Below are 19,395 nucleotides of genomic sequence, written 5' to 3'. Positions count from 1 at the left end.
AAGTCCTCCGGATGCGTGGGGGGTTCAGGGAGTCGGGCACCCTGCGGGAGTCGCTTGCGAAGCGTCACGGATCAAGGCCTGTTGGGCGGCCTTCACCCGCTGCGTGTCGGGTTTGAGCACCCTTCGGTCGTACGTCAGCAGGCCGTTCAGCTCGCCCTCGACGTCCGAGATCTGGGTGTAGACGGCGCCGTTGCTCCCCTTGCAGGCCAGGGCGTGCACCTCGGCGAGCTTGGTGAGGTAGTCGTCGGTGTAGGCGGCCGGGTCGACGTCGACGTACGACTGCTGGACCGACCAGGCGTGTCCCGGCACCGCGAGCCCGAGACCGCCGTACTCACCGCTCACGAGGGCCCGTTGACCGTCGGGATGGGGTGGCAGGGCGGGACTGGGATAGCCGTGTTCGTCGATGATGTCGCCGGTGCCGCCGTCGGTCCCGAGGTTGATGCCGGACATGCTGTTGACGAGCCGGGTCGGGTCCCAGGCCTTGGCCTGGTCGGCGATCCGGGCCTCGTCGTACTGGCCCCACCCCTCGTTGAACGTCACCCACATGACGACCGACGGACTGCTGATGTGCTCGTCGATCATCTGCTTCATCTCGCGCTCGTACTCGGCCCGGGCGGCGGTGGACGGGTTCACCCCGGCGGTCATCGCCGGCATGTCCTGCCACACCATGAGCCCCAGCCGGTCGGCCCAGTAGAACCACCGGTCGGGCTCGACCTTGATGTGCTTGCGCACGGAGTTGAAGCCCAACTCCTTGTGCACCTTGAGGTCGTAGGCGAGGGCCTCGTCGGTCGGCGCCGTGTACAGGCCGTCGGGCCAGAAGCCCTGGTCGAGCGTGGCCATCATGAAGATCGGCTTGCCGTTGAGGACCGTGCGCGGGACACCGTCCACCTTCTCGACGGCGATCGAGCGCATCCCGAAGTAGCTGCCGACACGGTCCTGGCCGACGGTCACCTTCAGGTCGTAGAGGAACGGGTCGTCGGGCGACCAGAGATGAGGCTTCTTGATGGTCAGGGTCAGCGGTCCACCGGTGCGGCCACTGGCCGTGGCGACCTTGCGTTTCCCGTCGTACGCCGTCGCCGTGATCGGTACGCCGTCCCGCACTCCCTGCGCCTCGACGGCGAGTTGGCTCTTGCCGACGTCCGGCGTGAGCTTGAGGGAGTCGACATGGTCGGTGGCGACCGGCTCCATCCAGACCGTCTGCCAGATGCCCGAGGTGGGCGTGTACCAGATGCCGCTCGGATCCAGGCGCTGCTTGCCGACCGGCGGGTTCTCACCGTCGGCCGCGTCGGTGGGGTCGTACACGCCGACGATCAGTTCCTGGGTGCGGCCGGGCTTCAGCGCGTCGGTGACGTCGGCGCTGAACTTGTCGTAGCCGCCCTGGTGTTCGGTGACCTTGACGCCGTTGACGTAGACCTCGCTGCGCCAGTCGACGGCACCGAAGTTGAGCCGCAGCCGCTTGCCGGAGCCGATCTTCCAGTCGGCCGGGACGGTGAAGGTGCGCCGGTACCACATGCGGTCCTCGTGCCGTTCGAGTCCGGAGAGCTGGGACTCGACGGGGTAGGGGACGAGGATGCGCTCGGCGAGATTCCGGCCGACCGGCGGCTGTTCACCGGCTGTGGCGGCGGCGAACTGCCAACGCCCGTTGAGATTGCGCCAGTCGGCGCGGGTCAGCTGCGGACGCGGGTACTCGGGGAGGGCGTTGTCGGGGCCCACCTGGTCGGCCCACTTGGTGCGCAGCTCGTACGTGGACCGGTTGGGGCCGCTGCTCCAGAACCCATTGGTAACGTTGCCATCGGCTCGGTTCAGGCCGCCGTTTCCGTCGTAGCGGACGTCGGCGATGCCGGGTGCGGTGCCGGTCTTGTTGCCCACCACGGGTTCGTCGAGCGCGATGAGCAGGGACTTGGGGTCGGCCGGGTCCAACGTGGCCGTGCCAAGAGGCCACTTGGCGCCGCCGATCACCGCTTCGATGTGGTCGGTGAGGCCGGCCGGGGGTGCGGCGAGGGGCTGCGCGAAGTCGAGCTTCAGGGTGCGGCCGGTGCCCGTGACCGTGGTCGCGATGGCGCCGTCGTAGTCGAATCCGTCGGGCAGACGGAACGCCGACTGCGGGATCGCCTCCTTGCTGCCGCCGGGCTGGGTCCAGCGCAGGTGGAGGTTGGAGCCGCCGTAGTGCTCGAAGTACTCGACCTTGATGTCGTAGGACTGCCCTGCGGTCAACTCGACCGGGGCGGCGGTCTGTTCGCGGTCCCAGTCGTCGACCCAGTGGTCGATGAGGAGCTGTCCGCCGACCCACAGGCGGAAGCCGTTGTCGCCGATGATCGAGAAGGTGTGGGCGCCGGTCTTCTCCGGGACGATCTTTCCGGTCCAGCGGACGCTGACGTCGTCCGAGCGGCCGGTGGTGAAGGCGAGGCGGGGTTCGAGGTTGGCGAAGTCGAGGTTCGGGTCGAAGCCGGTGGCTTTGAGCTGGTCGAAGTCGAAGGCACCGGGGGCTGATTGGGTGTAGTACTCGCCCTTCAGTCCGTGGACTTCGGGCGTCTCGTCGGCTGCGGTGGCCGCCGGGACGGCGACCAGTCCGGCGAGGCCGAGAGCCACGGCGAGGAGTAACGCGAGTCGGTTTCTGAGCCGGGTGATGCGCATGCAACCTCCATGACAACGTTGGCATGGCAAACAGTTGGCATGACAACACGGATTCCGTTGCCCGTCCAGGGACATGACAACAGGGGCCGGTCGGGTCGGTTCAGAGACGGGCTCGGTGATCGTGCAGACGTTGGCGCAGTCGTCGGACCTCTGGGACGTGGTCTCCGGGTACGGCTTCCAACTCGTCCAGCCAGACCTTGAGGTCGTCGGCCCCCTCCTGATCGACGATCACCTCCAGGTTCCGGCGGGCCGGTGTCTCGATGTCGCCGCCGCGGTCCACCAGGAGCGGGCGCAGGAGGGCGGCGAAGCAGGTGATTTCCTCGTCGTCGTCCTGGTCCGCGAGGTCGAGGACGGCACGCCAGTCCTCGCGGTGGGCGTCCAGTCCGTGTTCACGGCTGTCGAGCACCACCAGTTGCAGGCGGACCTGAATATCCACGTCGTCCTTGGCCAGGAGGTGCCGCAGGTCGGCACGCGCCTGGTCCAGGCGACCGGCCGTCTGGTGGGTGAGGGCTCGCTGCTGTCGGGCGAAGTCGTAGGAGGGGTCGATCTCCAGGGCGCGGGTGAAGTCGGCGACGGCGTCGTCCTGTCGGCCGGCCAGCCGATGCGTTTCACCGCGGTACGCGAGAGCCATGTCGAGGGCGGGATCGAGTTCGACGGCCCGGTTCAGATCGGTGAGCGCCTCCTCGTACCGTCCTGCTCGCCGATGGGAGTGTCCGCGTTCGGCGAAGTCCCACGGATCCAGGGGGTTGAGCTCGATGGCGCGGGTGAAGTCGGCGACGGACTCGTCGAGGCGTCCGGCCAGTTGGTGGACGTAACCACGCTCGCCGACGGCCCAGTCGCTCTCCGGGTCGAGCTCCAACGCCCGGTCCAGATCAGGCAGCGCCTTGTCCAGACGCCTCGCCTCCCTGTGCAGCACACCACGCTGTGTGAAGGCCCATCCGAACTCCGGGTCGAGCTCCAACGCCCGGTCCAGGTCGGCCAGGGCCTCCTCCGGTCGATCCACCTCCGAGTAGGCCACACCACGCTCGGCGATGGCCCATTCGTCCTCCGGGTCCAGCTCCACAGCCCGGTTCATGTCGACCAGCGCCTCCTGCGGACGACCCGCCTGCCGGTGCACCGCACCGCGCTGAGCGAAGGCCCACCCGTCATCCGGATCCAGCTCCACCACCCGGTCCAGATCGGCCAGCGCCTCCTGCGGATGCTCCGCCACGATGTGCACAAAAGCACGCTCGCCGAGGGTCCACGCGTCGTCCGCGTTCAGGCCCACAGCGCGGTCGAGGTCGGCCAGCGCGTCCTCCAGCCGACCCGCCTCCCGATGCACCACACCCCGCTGGGCGACGGCCCAGGCGTTGTTCAGGTCCAGGGCCACGGCGAGGTCCAGATCGGCGAGCGCCTCCTCCGGACGACCCGCCTTCAGGTGCACCTGAGCACGCTCCCCAAGGGCCCAGGTGTAGTCCGGATCGATCTCCAGCGCCTGGTTCAGATCGGCCAGTGCTTCCTCCGGACGGCCCGCCGCCGCATGCACCGCACCACGCTCGGCGATGATCGATTCGTCCTCCGGGCTCAGCTCCAACGCCCGGTTCACGTCGGCCAGCGCCTCTTCCAGGAGGCCCGCCTGTCGGTGCATCTCACCGCGCCGGTTGAGGGCCCACAGGTGGCGCGGGTCCAGCTCCAGCGCCCGGTTCAGATCGGCCAGCGCCGCTTCAGTGCGCCCCTCGTCACCGTGCAGTACGCCACGTGCGGCGAGCGCCCAGTCGTCCTTGGGATCCAGCTCCAGGGCCCGGTCCAGATCCGCGAGCGCCTGAGCCGTACGCCCCGCCTGTCGGTGGATCGCACCCCGTCGGCCGAGGGCCCACCCGAACCCCGGATCCAACTCCACCGCCCGGCTCAGATCCGCGACCGCCTCGTCGAGACGTCCCGTCTGCTCATGGACCATCGCGCGTACGGCCAGCGCCACTTCGTACCCCGGATCCAGCTCCAGGGCCCGGTCGAGGTCGGCGAGCGCGGGCCCGGGGTGGCCCTCGATGAGATGCGCCAGGCCTCGCTGGCACAGGACCCAGTCGATGTCGGAGTCGAGTGCGAGGGCACGGTCGAAGGCGAGGATCGCGTCGTCGGGGCAGCCCCGCCACAACTCGACGACTCCGCTCATGGCGTGCGACCGCACCAGCCCGGGATCCAGCTCGAGCGCATCGGTCAGTTCGTGCAGCGAGTACGGGTCGAAATCGAGCCAGTGCCAGACGACGCCCCGTTCCTCAAGGGCCGCGGCATTGGTCGGATCGATGTCGATCGCACGGCCGAGTTCGGCGCTCGCGTCATCCAGACGGTCCGCGTGGTGCAGGTACCGGCCCCGGTACAGGTGAGCGCTCGCGCGGGCCGCCGGGCTCAGATCGGGAGCCGCCAGCAGGGCGGTCAGGCCGTCGTGGACGCCTTGCCCACCGGCCGCCGCCGAGGTCAGGCGACGGCCCCAGTCAGCGACGGCGGGCGCGTCGCTGTCGACGCCGGCCCTGGTGAGCAGGTCGGCCCAGCGGCGCAGGGTAGGCAGATCCTGGCCGGCCGCGTGGATCATCTCTTCGAGGGCGGCCGTGAGGTGTTGTGCGGGGTGGGCGCACAGGCGGTGGTAGGTCTCGTCGAGACGGTGACCGCGCCAAGTGCCGTCCGCCCAGCGCTTGTCGGCCGCCAGGCTCGCCTCGCGGGCCGCGCGCAAGTCGGCGAAGGCGTCCGCGAGCCGGGTGTGGTCGTCGCTCAAGTTCTGCGGCGAACTCGCCCGCCGGCGACGGAGCATGCTCGTGCGTACGACGTCGTGGTACTGGACATACCCGTCACGGCCGGTGACGAACGGCTGGGCGCGCAGCCACGCGAACAGGTCGGGCTCGGCCGCCGGGAAGGCCGTACGGAAGATCTCCTCGTCGCACCGGAGCGGCAGCGAGCAGCCGAGGACGGTGTCCCGCTGCCCGGTGTCGTCGATCCGGTCGAGGTAGCTGTCGACGGCGATGTCGACCGGCTCCCCGACCGATTCGTCCGCGGCGACGGGCGCGGGGCGGGTGCCCGCGAGCAAGTCCAGGAGGAGGGGCAGGCCCAGGGCGGTGTCCAGGACGGACGTGATCGCCGTCTCGTCGGTCGCTCCGCGGGCCGCGAGCAGGTCTCTGGCCTCGCGGTCGGTGAAGGCCTCCAGCGGCACCTCGGTCACGTGGGCGCGGAGTCGGGTCCAGTCGCTCTCGTCCAGCGGGTCCTGGCCGGCCAGCACCACGACGACGTTTCCGGGCAACGGGCCGAACCTGTCCAGCAGGAGTGCGCGCACCCACTCGTCCAGAAACTCGCCGGACCGCTCCCAGGTGTCGAAGAACAGCACCAGGAACGGCTGTTGACGGGCGAGACGGACCAACTCGGTCAGGAAAGCTGTGCTGAGCCGGGCGACCGTATCGGCGTCGTGTTCGTCGGTCCCACGTTCGCGCGGCCGTTGGTCACGCTCCGTGACACGCGCCCAGTCGACGGGCCGGCTGATCATGGCGGGGCTCGCCCTCCAGGGGACGACTGTGTCGCCCGGAGTCGGTGCGGACGCGCCCTTCGGGGACTGAGTCGGGGCCTGACCGCTTGGCGCGGGAGGTTGCTCCTCGGGGGCCACAGCCCGCCCGTCGGCCTCGCGCTGTCTCTCGTCGAGCTCCGGCCCCGCGCCGAAACCCTTCAACCGGCCCGCCGGGAAGCCGAGTTCGGCGCCGACGGCCTCCATCGCCTCCGCGACACCGCACAGCGCCGACGCGTCGACCATCGCGGTCGCTGCGCCGTGCGCACGTGCAGTGGCTTGCCAGTGCAGCAGCAGCGTCGACTTGCCCACCCCTGCGACGCCGTGCACATGGATGAGCCGTCGGGAGCCGTCCGGGCCGGGATCGCGCGCGATGCCGGCCGCGAACAGGGCGCGCTCCGCATCCCGGCCGACGAACACCTCTTGTTCGCGGTCCCTGGTCAACTCTGCGCTCGACGGCCGCTGTTCGTCCCCCTGCGACCGTCGTGCGTTCCCCCGTACCATCCGTTCCCCTCCCCCGGCGAGGAGGCTACGTCACCAACTGTCCCTTCCCCAAGGCAATTACTCCGCCCTTGGAGACGGTGTACAGCTCGCCGTCCCGCTCCGGGTTGACGCCGATCGTCGCGCCCGGCGGTACCTCGACGTTCTTGTCGAGGACCGCGCCGCGCACCACCGCGCCCCGGCCGATGTGGACGTTGTCGTGCAGGATCGAGCCCTGGACCACCGCGCCGGGGTCGACCACGACGCCCGGTGACAGGACCGACCGCGTGACCTGGCCGCGGATCAGGCAGCCCGCGCTGATGATGGACTCGCCCGCGATGCCCCCGGCGTTGAAGCGGGCCGGGGAGAGCTGGTTGGAGTGGGTGTAGATGGGCCAGCTGCGGTTGTAGAGGTTGAAGGCGGGGCGCTCGGCGATGAGGTCCATGTGGGCGTCGTAGTACGCGTCGAGGGTGCCAACGTCCCGCCAGTAGCCCTGGTCGCGGGTGGTCTCGCCCGGCACGTGGTTGGCGCTGAAGTCGTAGAGCTGGGCCTCGCCGCGGTCGGTGAGCTGGGGCAGGATCGAGCCGCCCATGTCGTGCACGGAGTGCCCGTCCTCGGCGTCCCGCTGGAGCGCCTCGATCAGGACCTTGGTCGTGAAGACGTAGTTGCCCATCGAGGCGAAGACGCACTCGGGGTCGTCCGCCAGGCCGGGCGGGTCGGCGGGCTTCTCCAGGAAGCGCTCGACGGTCAGGCCGTCCGAGCCGGGGCTGATGACACCGAAGGACGAGGACTCGGTGCGCGGGACGCGGATCCCGGCCACCGTGACGCCCGCGCCGCTCTCGATGTGCTGGGCGAGCATGTGCCGCGGATCCATGCGGTACACGTGGTCGGCGCCGAACACGGCGACGTACTCGGGCCGCTCGTCGTAGATCAGGTTCAGCGACTGGAGGATCGCGTCGGCGCTGCCCAGGTACCAGCGCGGGCCGAGCCGCTGCTGGGCCGGGACCGGGGTGACGTAGTTGCCCAGCAGGCTGGACATCCGCCAGGTCTGGGTGATGTGCCGGTCCAGCGAGTGCGACTTGTACTGCGTCAGCACGCAGATGCGCAGGATGTCCGCGTTGACGAGATTGGAGAGAACGAAATCGACGAGACGGTACGTACCGCCGAAGGTGACCGCGGGTTTCGCGCGGTCCGCGGTCAAGGGCATCAGCCGCTTGCCCTCTCCGCCCGCAAGCACGATTCCGAGCACCGAAGGACCACCCCGACGCATGGCCGCTCCCCTCACCGTGGTTGACCCATGCCTGCCCTTGAGCTGGGCGGAGTAAGCCTGTTCGAAGCCAGCTCCGTACTACTACCCCTGTTTGAGGATCTCCTCGTAAAGCCGGACCGTACGGCGGGCGACCGCGTCCCAGCCGAACTCGCCCACCGCGCGCTCCCGGCCCGCCTCGCCCATCCGCCGGGCGGCCTCCGGGTCGCCGAGGACCGAGTCCAGCGCTCGCGCGAGGTTGGGCTCGAAGTCCTCGTCCACGGTGACCAGCAGCCCGGTCTTGCCGTCGTCCACGACCTCGGGGATGCCGCCGACCCGGGAGGCCACCACGGGCGTGCCGCAGGCCATCGCCTCCAGGTTGACGATCCCGAGCGGCTCGTACACCGAGGGGCACACGAACACGGCGGCGTGCGTGAGGAGCTGGATCACCTCGGGGCGCGGCAGCATCTGCGGGATCCAGTGCACGCCCTCGCGGACGCTGCTCAGCTCCTGGTAGAGCTCGCGGAACTCGCGGTCGATCTCCGGGGTGTCGGGCGCGCCGGCGCACAGGACGACCTGTGCGGCCGGGTCGATGTCCCGTACGGCCCGCAGCAGGTGCGGGACGCCCTTCTGGCGGGTGATGCGACCGACGAACAGGACGAACGGGCGATCCCGGTCCAGGCCGATGCGGTCCAGGACGTCGGTGCCGTGGTCGGGCCGGTAGAGCGCGGTGTCGATGCCGTTGTGCACGATGTGGACCTTGGCCGGATCCAGCGCCGGGTAGCAGGTGAGGATGTCCTCGCGCATGGCCCCGGACACGGCGATCACGGCGTCGGCCGTCTCGATCGCGGTGCGCTCGGCCCAGCTGGACAGGGCGTAGCCGCCGCCGAGCTGCTCGGCCTTCCAGGGGCGCAGCGGCTCCAGGGAGTGGGCGGTCATCACGTGCGGTATGCCGTACAGCAGCTTGCCGAAGTGTCCTGCGAGGTTGGCGTACCAGGTGTGGGAGTGCGCGAGCTCGCGGCCTTCGAGCCCCGCGGCCATGGCGAGGTCGACGGAGAAGGTGCGCAGGGCGTCGTTGGCGGTGTCCAGGGCGGCCCAGGAGCGGTGGCGTACGACGCCCACGCCGCGGCCCTCGCCCCAGCAGTGCACCTCCAGGTCGACCAGGGAGCTCAACTCCCGGGCGAGGAACTCGACATGGACACCCGCGCCGCCGTACACGTCCGGCGGGTACTCCCGGGTCAGCAGTCCCACTCGCACCCACAACCCCCTGGTCTCCGCAGCCGGTTCCCACATGGTCACCCAGATGTGCCGCGCGCGGAAGAGCAACTCGGGGGCCCGCGGGAATCGGCGCCCCTTCGAACACGAAAAGTTACGGAATTTTCTTAAACATCCGATAACAGGTTTTTGTCAGCATATGCGAAACTTGGAGGTAAGGGCCGGGTACCTGTCCGGCCGTGCGTAGTACCGAGCGGACCTCGAGTGCGGTGCGGGCGGCGGTCTCGGGGGCGAGGTCCACGAAGGCCAGTAGTACCAAGGCCTCTAGGGGGTGCGGCCCCGAGGAGTCCACCCCGTGTCACCCACCCTGGGGAGGACAACGCCCGATTCGTACTCCATCGGCAGTAGGACCCAATGCCTGCTCAGGGACGACGACGGGAACAGTTCGACAGGGCATCGTGTTCGGTATGAAGGACGACCGTTCGCCGCGCCGGGCCCAGCGCCCCCGCCTCACGCAGAGGAGCAGCTCATGAATGCCCTCGCGTTGTCCGTGCTGCTGTCGCTCGTGTCCGCCGTGGCCTACGCCGGCGGCGCGATCGTGCAGGAGCACGTCGCGGTGTCCTCCCCGGACGAGCAGTACGCGCCGCTGCGCCGCCCGACCTGGTGGGCGGCGGTCGCGTTGAACGGCCTGGGCGGCATCCTGCACGTGGCGGCGCTGGCCTACGGCCCGCTCAGCCTGGTGCAGCCGCTCGGCGCCCTCACCATCGTCTTCGCGCTGCCCATGGCGGCGCTCTTCGTGGGCCGCAAGGCCGGTGCGACCGCCTGGCGGGGCGCGATCATGGCGACCGTGGGCCTGGCCGGTCTGCTCTCCCTGGTCGGCGCGTCCGACTCGCAGTCCCTCGACACCGCCCAGCGTGTGGGCGTGGCCGTGGTCACCGGCGGTGTGGTCGTGGCCCTGATGATCGCGGGCCGCGCCGCCCACCGGCACCCGGCGGTGCGCAGCATGCTGCTCGCGACCGGGTCCGGCATAGCGTTCGGCATGTCCTCGGTGTTCACCAAGACGGTGGCGGTCGACTGGAGCGGCGGTGTGACCGCCTCGGACCTGCCCTCCCTGGCCGTGATCGGTGTCTTCGCCACGGCCGGCATGCTGCTGTCCCAGGCCTCCTACCGCGGCGCGGGCCTCGCGGCCCCGCTGGCCACGCTGACCGTGGTGAACCCGGTGATAGCGGCTGCTGTGGGCATCACGATGTTCGGCGAGACCTTCCGCTACGGCACCACGGGCACGGCGCTCGCGCTGAGCTGCGGTGTGGTGGCGGCCGGCGGCCTGATCCTGCTGACGACCGAGCGCCTCTCCCGCACCACCCCGGAGACGGCCCCGGTCCTGCCCGAGCCCGCCGCCGCGGCACCCGCCGAGGAACACCTGGCGGCGCTGCCCGAGCAGCCGGTGGCCGCGCGCCACGAGAACGTGCGGGAGCGCGAGGAACTCCGTGAGGAGATCCTCGTACCGGCACAGGCTCAGGGAGCGGCCGCGGACCCGTCCTACGACGGGGACGCCGACTCCTCGTCCCCCGCCGCGGACACGAGCAGGGACGAGGACGACGAAGCGCCGGCGCCCTACGGCTTCCACGGTCCCTTCTTCGGCGGCACCTACCTGCCGTTGCCACTCGTGGATCGGCACCGGGTACGCGTCAAATCTTGACGCCACCGGCCCTGAGATACGCGAGAGGGTCGATGTCCGTACCGAATCCGGGCCCCGTCCGCACTTCGAAGTGCAGATGCGGGCCCGTGGTGTTTCCGGTGGACCCCGAGCGCCCGAGCCGCTGCCCCTCGCCCACCGACTGCCCGGCCCGCACGGAGATGGCCGACAGATGGGCGTACTGGGTGTAGCGGCCGTCGGCGTGCCGGAGCACCACCTGGTAGCCGAAGGAGCCGCCCCAGCCGGCGGTGACGACCTTGCCCGCCCCGACCGCCTTCACCGAGGTGCCGGTGGGGACGGGAAAGTCGACGCCGGTGTGGTAGCCCTTCGACCACGAGGAGCCGGTCGCGTGGTACTGGGTGCCGGTGGCCGCGTTCACCGGGGCGACGAGGGAGTGCCGGGTGCCGGCCTTCTCCTCGGTCTTCTTCTCGACCTTCTCCTCGGTCTCGGTGGACGTCTTCTTCTTCGTCTCCGTGGCCGTGCTCGCCGTGGTGTGCGTCTTCGGCGTCGCCTTCGCCCGCAGGTCGAGCCGCTGGCCCGGCATGATCAGGTCGGGGTCGGAGCCGACGGTCTTCCGGTTCGCGGCGTACAGCCGCTGCCAGCCGCCCGGGACGTGCTCGGTCTCGGCGATCTCGGAGAGGGAGTCGCCACGGACCACCGTGTACATCTCCGCCGTGCCCGCCCTGGACTGGGGCGTGGTCTGCGGCTGCACGTCCTGCACGGAGGTCCTGCCGGTCTTCTTCGTGCTCTTCTTGGCCGTCTGCTCGGCGCTCTGCCCGCCGCCGCCCGCCGGGTGGATGTCCGGGGTGTCACCGCCGCGGGTCAGCCCGGCCCGTACCGAGCACACCGGCCAGGCGCCGGGCCCCTGTCCGTCCAGGACCTTCTCGGCGACGGCTATCTGCTGGTCCTTGGTGGCCAGGTCGGCGCGCGGCGCGTACTTGGTGCCGCCGTACGCCGCCCAGGTCGACCGGGTGAACTGGAGCCCGCCGTAATACCCGTTGCCGGTGTTGATGCTCCAGTTCCCGCTCGACTCGCAGGCGGCCACCTTGTTCCAGGTGGACACGTCGGCGGCATGGGCCGAGCCGGCTCCGATGAGCGGAATCGCCATGCCGACGCTGCCCGCCGTGACGGTGAGCGAGGCGCGGTTGATCGTGTTGGGCTGATACCGGCGGTGCCGGCCGCGTACGGCCATGTCCCAAGCCCCCATCGACAGGCGTCAGGCAGGAAGGCCAAAACTAAGCGCCCCGAACAGGCCATGACAAGACGGGAAATCAGCCTCCCTGTCTCACAAGTGACCAGGAATAAACCCTCGTTGTGTTTCGGCTGAGGCAGGTGGGGTTGGCTGTACGTATCTGCGGACGGCATGTCACGCACTCCGGACGTGCGCCCCACGTACCGGCACGTCAGGATGGTCGGTGGGGCGATACTGACGGGCACGACCGGCACCACCGAAATCGGATCCTCTAGGAGCCAACCGAATGAGCACTTCAGCCCAGATCGGCGTCACGGGTCTCGCGGTCATGGGCCGCAATCTCGCCCGTAACTTCGCCCGCAACGGCTATACGGTCGCGCTGCACAACCGGACGGCGGCGCGCACGCACGCCCTGGTCGAGGAGTTCGGGAACGAGGGCGACTTCATCGCGGCCGACACCGCCAAGGAGTTCGTCGCCGCGCTGGAGCGGCCCCGGCGGCTGGTCATCATGGTCAAGGCCGGTGAGCCCACCGATGCGGTGATCCAGGAGTTCGCCCCGCTCCTCGAGCCCGGCGACATGATCATCGACGGCGGCAACGCGCACTTCGCGGACACCCGGCGCCGCGAGCGCGACCTGCGCGAGCAGGGCATCCACTTCGTCGGCATGGGCGTCTCCGGCGGCGAGGAGGGCGCGCTGCACGGCCCGAGCATCATGCCGGGTGGCCCGAAGGAGTCGTACGACTCGCTCGGCCCGATGCTGGAGAAGATCTCCGCGAAGGCCGCGGACGAGGCGCCCTGTGTCACGCACGTGGGCCCCGACGGCGCCGGGCACTTCGTGAAGATGGTCCACAACGGCATCGAGTACGCCGACATGCAGCTGATCGGCGAGGCGTACCAGCTGCTGCGCGATGTCGCCGGGTACTCCCCCGCGCAGATCGCCGAGATCTTCCGCACCTGGAACACCGGCCGGCTCGACTCGTACCTGATCGAGATCACCGCCGAGGTGCTGTCCCACGTGGACGCGGACACGGGCAAGCCGTTCGTGGACGTGGTCGTCGACCAGGCCGAGCAGAAGGGCACCGGCCGCTGGACGGTCCAGATCGCCCTCGACCTCGGCGTCCCGGTCTCCGGTATCGCGGAGGCGGTCTTCGCCCGCTCCCTCTCCGGTCACGCGGCGCTGCGCGAGGCCTCGCGCGGTCTGGCCGGACCGACGGCGTCGCCGCTGGGCGAGGCCGAGGCGGCGGCCTTCGCCGACCAGGTCGAGCAGGCGCTGTACGCGTCGAAGATCGTGTCGTACACGCAGGGCTTCCACGAGATCTCGGCGGGCAGCGACGAGTACGACTGGAACATCGACCTCGGCGCGGTCTCCTCGATCTGGCGCGGCGGCTGCATCATCCGCGCGGCCTTCCTGGACCGCATCCGCGAGGCCTACGACACCCGTCCCGACCTGCCGAGCCTGCTCTCCGACGAGACGTTCGCGCGGGAGATCGCGGCGGCGCAGGACGACTGGCGCGAGGTGCTGATCGCCGCGACCCGCCAGGGCGTGGCGACCCCGGGCTTCGCCGCGGCCCTCGCCTACTACGACGGCCTGCGCGCGGAGCGCCTGCCCGCCGCGCTGACGCAGGGCCAGCGCGACTTCTTCGGCGCGCACACCTACCGGCGCACGGACAAGGACGGCTCGTTCCACACGCTGTGGGGCGGGGACCGCTCGGAGGTCACCGCGTAGCGCTCGCGCGCGGCGGCAAGCGGGAAAAGACAAGGAGACGGTGGTCGGACGCCCTCGACGGGCGTCCGACCACCGTCTCTTCGTGCGTGCCCGCTCAGGTCAGCGGTGAGCCCGGTTCCGGGGCCGGCATCGGGTCCGGGCGGACCGGATCGGGGGTCGGTGCCGGACCCGGCGGTGCCGGCGCCGGGGGCGGCGGGGTGGGGGTCGGCGGCGGCGGGCTCGGCGTGGGGGCCGGGCCTGGAGGCGCCGGCTCGGGGCCCGGGGAAGGGTACGGGTCCGGCACGGGGGCCGGTCCGGGTGTGGGGCTGGGGTAGGGCTCGGTCATCGAGGCCTCCTCGGTGCGTGCGGGTGGATGTCTGCTCTGGACTACTCCCCCCGCGTACCCGACACCCGCGTTCACACTCGCGCTCCCGTGTGACGGTACGAGGACCAAGTGGGCCGAGGGGCGGTCAGAACCGTCCGGGGTGCGCCACCAGCCACTCCTTCGCCGCGCGCAGCAGCTCCGGGTCGGACGGCGGGGCGACCTCGGGGTGGCGGGCGGCCCATTTGACGACGTACGGGCAGAGCGGGGCGACGACGATGCCCTCGCGCTCGGCGATGGCGTACACCTCGCGTGCGAGCCGGCCCGCGATGCCCTTTCCCTCGTGGGCCTGCTCCACGATCGTGTGGACCGGGACCAGGGCGCGCTCGGGGGATTCGAGGACGAAGTACTGGATGTGGCCGACGACTTCGCCGTCCGCGCCGCCGTCGCCGAAGGCCTCCAGGCGGCCCGCCGCCCGGTCGTCGCGGATCTCGATGTCGCTCATGAACACGCTCCTGGGAATCGGCGGATCAGGCCGGTACGGCCGGCGTCGGTCTCCCGAGCGTAACGGACGATGATCACTCGATCACAAGGAACCCGGGATGGGCGACGGCCGCCCGGCGAGGGGTCCCGCCGGGCGGCCGTCGGCACCGAAGTCCCGCTACTGAGCCGGGCTCCCCGGTACGGGAAGCGCGGGCAGAGGCAGGGGCGGGAGCGCCGGCAGCGGCGGCACCGCGCTGCCCAGGACGCCGGTGACCAGGGAGAGCACCGGCGACAACAGGCCGGTGACCGCGCCCAGTACCGCGCCCAGGTCGAGGGAGGACAGTGCCGAGACCAGCTTGTCGACCGCCGACTGGAGCTGGGCCACGGCGTCGGAGATCGGGTCGGCGGCCAGGGCCGTCGCACTGTCGGGGGCGGCGGGCCGCTCCTGCACGCGCTGCCTGAGCGAGGCGTACGCGGTCTCGACGGCCTTGGTGTACGCGGCGGCCTCCGTCGCGTCGAGGGGCCGGCCGGTGCGGTCGGTGAGGTCGCTCAGCACGCCGAGCAGGGGGTCGGCCGCGGCGGTACCGCGGACCTCCCGCAGGTCGTCGAGCCATACGCCGAGGTCCTGCGCCCCGGCGGCCGTGGACGCCCCGGGGACGGACGACTGCGCGGAGGCGGTGCCGACGACGGGGCCGAAGACCAGCGCGGCGCAGAGGAGGGACGGCAGGAGCAGTCCACGGGAAACCAGGGGGGACATGCACATTCCTTTCGGGGGCTGTCAGGTGCAGCTCTCTAGGGCTCACCGTGAGAACCCCGTCGGCACCCCGCAACCGGCCGCGCGCCGGGCTCCCCGCCCCCTTGTGCCTTCGAGAAAGCGCCTACCTGCGGGTTCTCGCCCACGCACACCGTCTTCCGTACCGCCCGCGCATTCGGCCGTCAGGGTACGGGCCGCTTCACGCGGCCGCCTCACGTGAGGTGTCCGCGACCGCGTCCTCCGGCTGCCGCGCGAACTGCGTCCGATACAGCTCGGCGTACCGTCCACCCGCCGTCAGCAACTCGTCGTGCGTGCCGCGTTCCACGATCCGGCCCGACTCGACGACCAGGATCTGGTCGGCCGAGCGGACGGTGGAGAGGCGGTGGGCGATGACCACCGCGGTGCGGCCCGACAGTGCCTCGGTCAGCGCCTCCTGGACGGCGGCCTCCGAGGTGTTGTCGAGGTGGGCGGTGGCCTCGTCGAGGATGACCACGCGCTGACGGGCCAGCAGCAGCCGGGCGATGGTCATGCGTTGGCGTTCGCCGCCGGAGAGGCGGTAGCCGCGCTCGCCGACCACCGTGTCGAGGCCGTCGGGCAGGGACCGTACGAGATCGTCGAGGCGGGAGCGGCGCAGGGCGTCCCACAGCTCGGCCTCGGTCGCGCCGGGCCTGGCCAGTTGGAGGTTGGCGCGGACGGTGTCGTGGAAGAGGTGGCCGTCCTGGGTGACCATGCCGAGCGTGGCGCGCAGGGAGGCACCGGTCAGGTCGCGGACGTCGGTGCCGCCGATGCGTACGGCGCCCTCGTCGACGTCGTAGAGGCGCGGCAGGAGTTGGGCGATGGTCGACTTGCCCGCGCCGGAGGAGCCGACGAGGGCCACGGTCCGGCCGGGTTCGGCGCGGAAGGAGATGCCGTGCAGGACCTCGGCGCCGCCGCGGGTGTCGAGGGAGGCGACCTCCTCCAGGGAGGCGAGCGAGACCTTGTCGGCGGACGGGTAGCCGAAGCGGACGTTCTCGAACTCGACGGCGACCGGGCCCTCGGGCACCTCGCGGGCGGTCGGTTTGTCGGTGATCAGGGGCTCCAGGTCCAGTACTTCGAAGACGCGCTCGAAGCTGACCAGCGCGCTCATCACCTCGACCCGGGCGCCGGCCAGCGAGGTGAGCGGCGCGTACAGACGGGTCAGGAGGAGGGCGAGGGAGACGACCGCGCCCGGCTCCAGGGTGCCGCGCAGGGCGAACCAGCCGCCGAGTCCGTAGACCAGGGCGAGCGCCAGGGACGAGACGAGGGTCAGGGCGGTGATGAACGCCGACTGGGCGGTCGCGGTGCGGACGCCGACGTCACGGACCCGGCGGGCACGGGCCGCGAACTCCTCGGACTCCTCCTCCGGGCGCCCGAAGAGCTTGACGAGGGTGGCGCCGGGGGCCGAGAAGCGCTCGGTCATCCGGGTGCCCATCGCCGCGTTGAGCGTGGCCGCCTCGCGCTGCATGCCGGCCATGCGGCTGCCCATCCGCCGGGCCGGGATCACGAACACCGGGAGCAGCGCCAGCGCGAGCAGGGTGATCTGCCAGGACAGGGTGAGCATGACGGCGAGGGTCAGCAGCAGCGTGACCAGGTTGCTGACCACTCCGGACAGGGTGTTGCTGAACGCGCGTTGGGCGCCGATGACGTCGTTGTTGAGACGGGAGACGAGCGCGCCCGTACGAGTACGTGTGAAGAACGCGACGGGCATGCGCTGCACATGATCGAACACAGCCGTCCGCAGATCGAGGATGAGCCCTTCCCCCAGGGTCGCCGAGAGCCTTCGGCCGAGGATGCCGAGCGCCGCCTCCAGAACCGCCATCAAGGCGATGAGCAGGGCGAGGCGTACGACCGTGCCCTCGTCGCCGCCCGACACGATCGCGTCCACGACGCGTCCGGCCAGGACGGGGGTGGCGACGGCGAGCAGTGCGGTCACCACCCCGAGCACCACGAACCGGGCGATGCGCGCCCGGTGCGGACGGGCGTAGGCGCCGATGCGGCGCAGGGTGGCGCGGGCGAAGGGGCGGCTCTCCTGTTGGGCGTTCATGACACTCTGCAGCTGTGTCCACGCCGTGGTCTCCATGCTCATGGGAGAGAACGTAGAACCTCAAGCATCCTTGAGGTCAAGGCGCCTTCGAAGCCTCCGCTCCCCAGGAACCCCCACGCCCCCCATTCCCTCAAGGACTCCAAGGACCCCATGACAGCCCCTCCCCAGCCGCTGTCCGTCTGTAAGCCTCTGGCCGTGATTCAGCCACCCGCCGTTGGCGCGGTGCGGAGACCCTCTTCAGATGTGACCACGGTTCAGCTCCCCGAAGGACCACTCCCCAAAGGACGATTCCCCCGACGCGTCCCGGTCCGCCAGATCCTGTGTCTGCTTCCGCTCCTGCTGGTCGTCGCCGTCGCCGTGCAGCACTGGTCGGTGCTGGCCGAGGGCTTCGGCCATCTCCGGGAGGCCCAGTTGCCCTGGCTGCTGGCCGCGGTCGGCGCCACCTGTCTGACCTGGGTGGCGGCCGCCTTCACCCGGCAGGGCGCGGTCGTCGACCGGCTGCCCCGACGGCGGCTGCTGGCCACGCAGTTCGCGGCCGGCTCCGCCAACCACCTCCTGCCCACCGGCCTCGGCGCGAGCGCCGTCAATCTGCGGTTCATGTCGGTCTGCGGGATCCCGCTCGCCCGCTCCTCGGCCGCGCTCGCCCTGTATCTGCTGGCGGAGTGCGTCGCCAGGGTGGGCCTGCTGGTCGCTCTGCTGCTGGTGTTCCCGGGTGCGCTGCGGTTCGGTGAGCTGCTGCCCGAGGGTGCGATCGGCCCGCTGCTGATCGCCGTCGGCGGCGTACTGCTCGTGGCGGGTGCGGTGTTCGCGTTCGTACGACGGCTGCGGACGGCCGCGCTGTCCTTCCTCCGTACCGCGCTGGGCGAACTGCGCTCGGTGCACACCCGGCCCTCCCGCGCCCTCGCCCTGTGGGGCGGCTCGCTCGCCTTCCCCGCGCTCCAGGCGGCCGGGCTGGTCCTGGTCGGACAGGCGCTCGGCCTGTCGGTGCCGCCCGCGCACATGGCGGTGGCCTATCTGGCGGCGACGGTCGCGGTCGCGCTGGTCCCGACACCGGGCGGTATCGGCTCCGTGGAAGCGGCGCTGATCGTGGCGTTGGTGGCGGCGGGCGGCCCGGCGGCCGTGGCGACGGCGGTGGTGCTGGCGTATCGGATCATCACGGTGTGGCTGCCGTTGCTGCCGGGGGCGTTGACGCTGGGTGCGTTGGTGCGGTTGAAGGTGATCTGAGCCCGGTCGGCCTGATCGGGTGGTGTCACCAGGGGACCGGCTTGCCGTCCCGGAAGAAGCCGCCGGTGGGCCCGTTGTCGGGCAGGGTGGCCGCCCAGACGATTCCGGCGGCGCCGTCGGCGACGGGCCGGCCACCGCCACCGCCCATGTCGGTGGCGACCCAGCCGGGGCAGATGGCGTTGACGAGGACGCGCTGCCGGCGCAGTTCGCCGGCGAGCAGGCAGGTGAGGGCGTTGAGCGCGGCCTTGGAGACGCCGTAGGCGGGGGTGCCGCCGCTCATCGAGTGCAGGGAGGCGGCCTCGCTGCTGACCATGACCACCCGTGGATGCGGGCTGCGCCGCAGCAGCGGAAGCAGCGCTTGGGTGACCCGCCAGGCGCCGAACAGGTTGGTGTCCAGGGCGCGTTGGACCTCGGCCAGATCCGCGGACCGGGCCTGGGCCCAGGTGTCGTAGAGGATCGCGGCGTTGTTCACGACGACGTCGACGCGCCCCACCTCCCGGGTGACCCACTCGCCCATGGCGGTCACGCTCGCCGCGTCGGAGACGTCGAGCTGGACGGCGGTCACGCGCTCGCCCCGCGGGTCGATGCGGGCCGCGGCGGCACGGCCCTTGGCGAGGTCACGGGAGCCGAGCAGTACCCGATGCCCTCGGTCGGCGAGCTGCCGTACGACCTCGTATCCGATGCCTCGGTTGGCGCCGGTCACGAGGGCGACCGGCGGGGCCGTGCGCTCGGCTGCCATCGGCACTCCCTCGGTATGGGACCAGCACGGGATCAGTACGGGACCTTCAGCCTCGCACAGCGGGTGGATCAACGGACCGCCGATCAACTCCACGGGGTGGACTGTGCGAGATCGGGGGTGTTC

At 71.0% G+C, this 19,395-nt stretch carries 12 protein-coding genes; 3 read left to right on the top strand and 9 right to left on the bottom strand.

Annotated elements, in window-relative coordinates; genetic code table 11:
• Nucleotides 1-24: 24 nt before the first annotated feature.
• From ACWD5F_RS25210 to glgA, 4 genes are all read right to left on the bottom strand, one after another.
• Nucleotides 25-2,634: a PA14 domain-containing protein gene (locus ACWD5F_RS25210; RefSeq protein WP_451257526.1), complete on the bottom strand. Its 2,610-nt coding sequence runs from the start codon at nucleotides 2,632-2,634 to the stop codon at nucleotides 25-27.
• 100 nt (nucleotides 2,635-2,734) lie between these two features.
• On the bottom strand, nucleotides 2,735-6,598 hold the full coding sequence (locus ACWD5F_RS25205) for a tetratricopeptide repeat protein (protein ID WP_451257524.1): 3,864 nt from the start codon (nucleotides 6,596-6,598) through the stop codon (nucleotides 2,735-2,737).
• 85 nt (nucleotides 6,599-6,683) lie between these two features.
• Complete coding sequence (gene glgC, locus ACWD5F_RS25200; protein ID WP_451257522.1) at nucleotides 6,684-7,904, bottom strand: glucose-1-phosphate adenylyltransferase; 1,221 nt, start codon at nucleotides 7,902-7,904, stop codon at nucleotides 6,684-6,686.
• A gap of 81 nt (nucleotides 7,905-7,985) precedes the next feature.
• Nucleotides 7,986-9,137 (bottom strand): glycogen synthase, encoded by a 1,152-nt coding sequence (gene glgA / locus ACWD5F_RS25195; RefSeq protein WP_451257520.1) that lies wholly within the window; start codon nucleotides 9,135-9,137, stop codon nucleotides 7,986-7,988.
• Nucleotides 9,138-9,624: 487 nt separating this feature from the next.
• Between glgA and ACWD5F_RS25190 the strand changes: the two genes are divergently transcribed.
• Nucleotides 9,625-10,794: a DMT family transporter gene (locus ACWD5F_RS25190; protein WP_451257518.1), complete on the top strand. Its 1,170-nt coding sequence runs from the start codon at nucleotides 9,625-9,627 to the stop codon at nucleotides 10,792-10,794.
• On the opposite strand, the gene ACWD5F_RS25185 is transcribed toward ACWD5F_RS25190, so the two are convergent.
• Nucleotides 10,784-11,983 carry a transglycosylase family protein gene (locus ACWD5F_RS25185; protein WP_451257516.1) on the bottom strand — a complete coding sequence of 400 codons (1,200 nt, stop codon included), beginning with the start codon at nucleotides 11,981-11,983 and terminating at the stop codon, nucleotides 10,784-10,786. The genes ACWD5F_RS25190 and ACWD5F_RS25185 overlap by 11 nt on opposite strands.
• Before the next feature lie 286 nt (nucleotides 11,984-12,269).
• On the opposite strand from ACWD5F_RS25185, the gene gndA reads away from it, so the two are divergent.
• Nucleotides 12,270-13,709 (top strand): NADP-dependent phosphogluconate dehydrogenase, encoded by a 1,440-nt coding sequence (gene gndA / locus ACWD5F_RS25180; RefSeq protein ID WP_401711654.1) that lies wholly within the window; start codon nucleotides 12,270-12,272, stop codon nucleotides 13,707-13,709.
• A 449-nt stretch (nucleotides 13,710-14,158) separates the two neighbouring features.
• On the opposite strand, the gene ACWD5F_RS25175 is transcribed toward gndA, so the two are convergent.
• The 3 genes from ACWD5F_RS25175 to ACWD5F_RS25165 all read right to left on the bottom strand — a co-directional run bounded on the left by ACWD5F_RS25175 (nucleotide 14,159) and on the right by ACWD5F_RS25165 (nucleotide 17,345).
• The gene (locus ACWD5F_RS25175) at nucleotides 14,159-14,515 is read right to left on the bottom strand and encodes a GNAT family N-acetyltransferase (RefSeq protein ID WP_451257513.1); all 357 of its coding nucleotides are present in this window, start codon (nucleotides 14,513-14,515) and stop codon (nucleotides 14,159-14,161) included.
• A 156-nt stretch (nucleotides 14,516-14,671) separates the two neighbouring features.
• The gene (locus tag ACWD5F_RS25170) at nucleotides 14,672-15,250 is read right to left on the bottom strand and encodes a hypothetical protein (protein ID WP_451257511.1); all 579 of its coding nucleotides are present in this window, start codon (nucleotides 15,248-15,250) and stop codon (nucleotides 14,672-14,674) included.
• 196 nt (nucleotides 15,251-15,446) lie between these two features.
• A complete protein-coding gene (locus ACWD5F_RS25165; RefSeq protein ID WP_451257584.1) occupies nucleotides 15,447-17,345 on the bottom strand; it encodes an ABC transporter ATP-binding protein in 1,899 nt (632 codons plus the stop codon).
• Between the two features lie 207 nt (nucleotides 17,346-17,552).
• On the opposite strand from ACWD5F_RS25165, the gene ACWD5F_RS25160 reads away from it, so the two are divergent.
• Nucleotides 17,553-18,533: a lysylphosphatidylglycerol synthase transmembrane domain-containing protein gene (locus tag ACWD5F_RS25160; RefSeq protein ID WP_451257509.1), complete on the top strand. Its 981-nt coding sequence runs from the start codon at nucleotides 17,553-17,555 to the stop codon at nucleotides 18,531-18,533.
• Nucleotides 18,534-18,558: 25 nt separating this feature from the next.
• Here ACWD5F_RS25160 and ACWD5F_RS25155 read toward each other — a convergent pair whose 3' ends face one another.
• A complete protein-coding gene (locus ACWD5F_RS25155) occupies nucleotides 18,559-19,272 on the bottom strand; it encodes an SDR family oxidoreductase (protein WP_451257507.1) in 714 nt (237 codons plus the stop codon).
• Nucleotides 19,273-19,395 lie beyond the last annotated feature (123 nt).

The sequence above is a fragment of the Streptomyces sp. NPDC002499 genome, assembly GCF_053595415.1.
The sequence above is the reverse complement of the archived record's forward strand: the minus strand, read 5'-3'. Positions and strand labels throughout refer to the sequence as shown.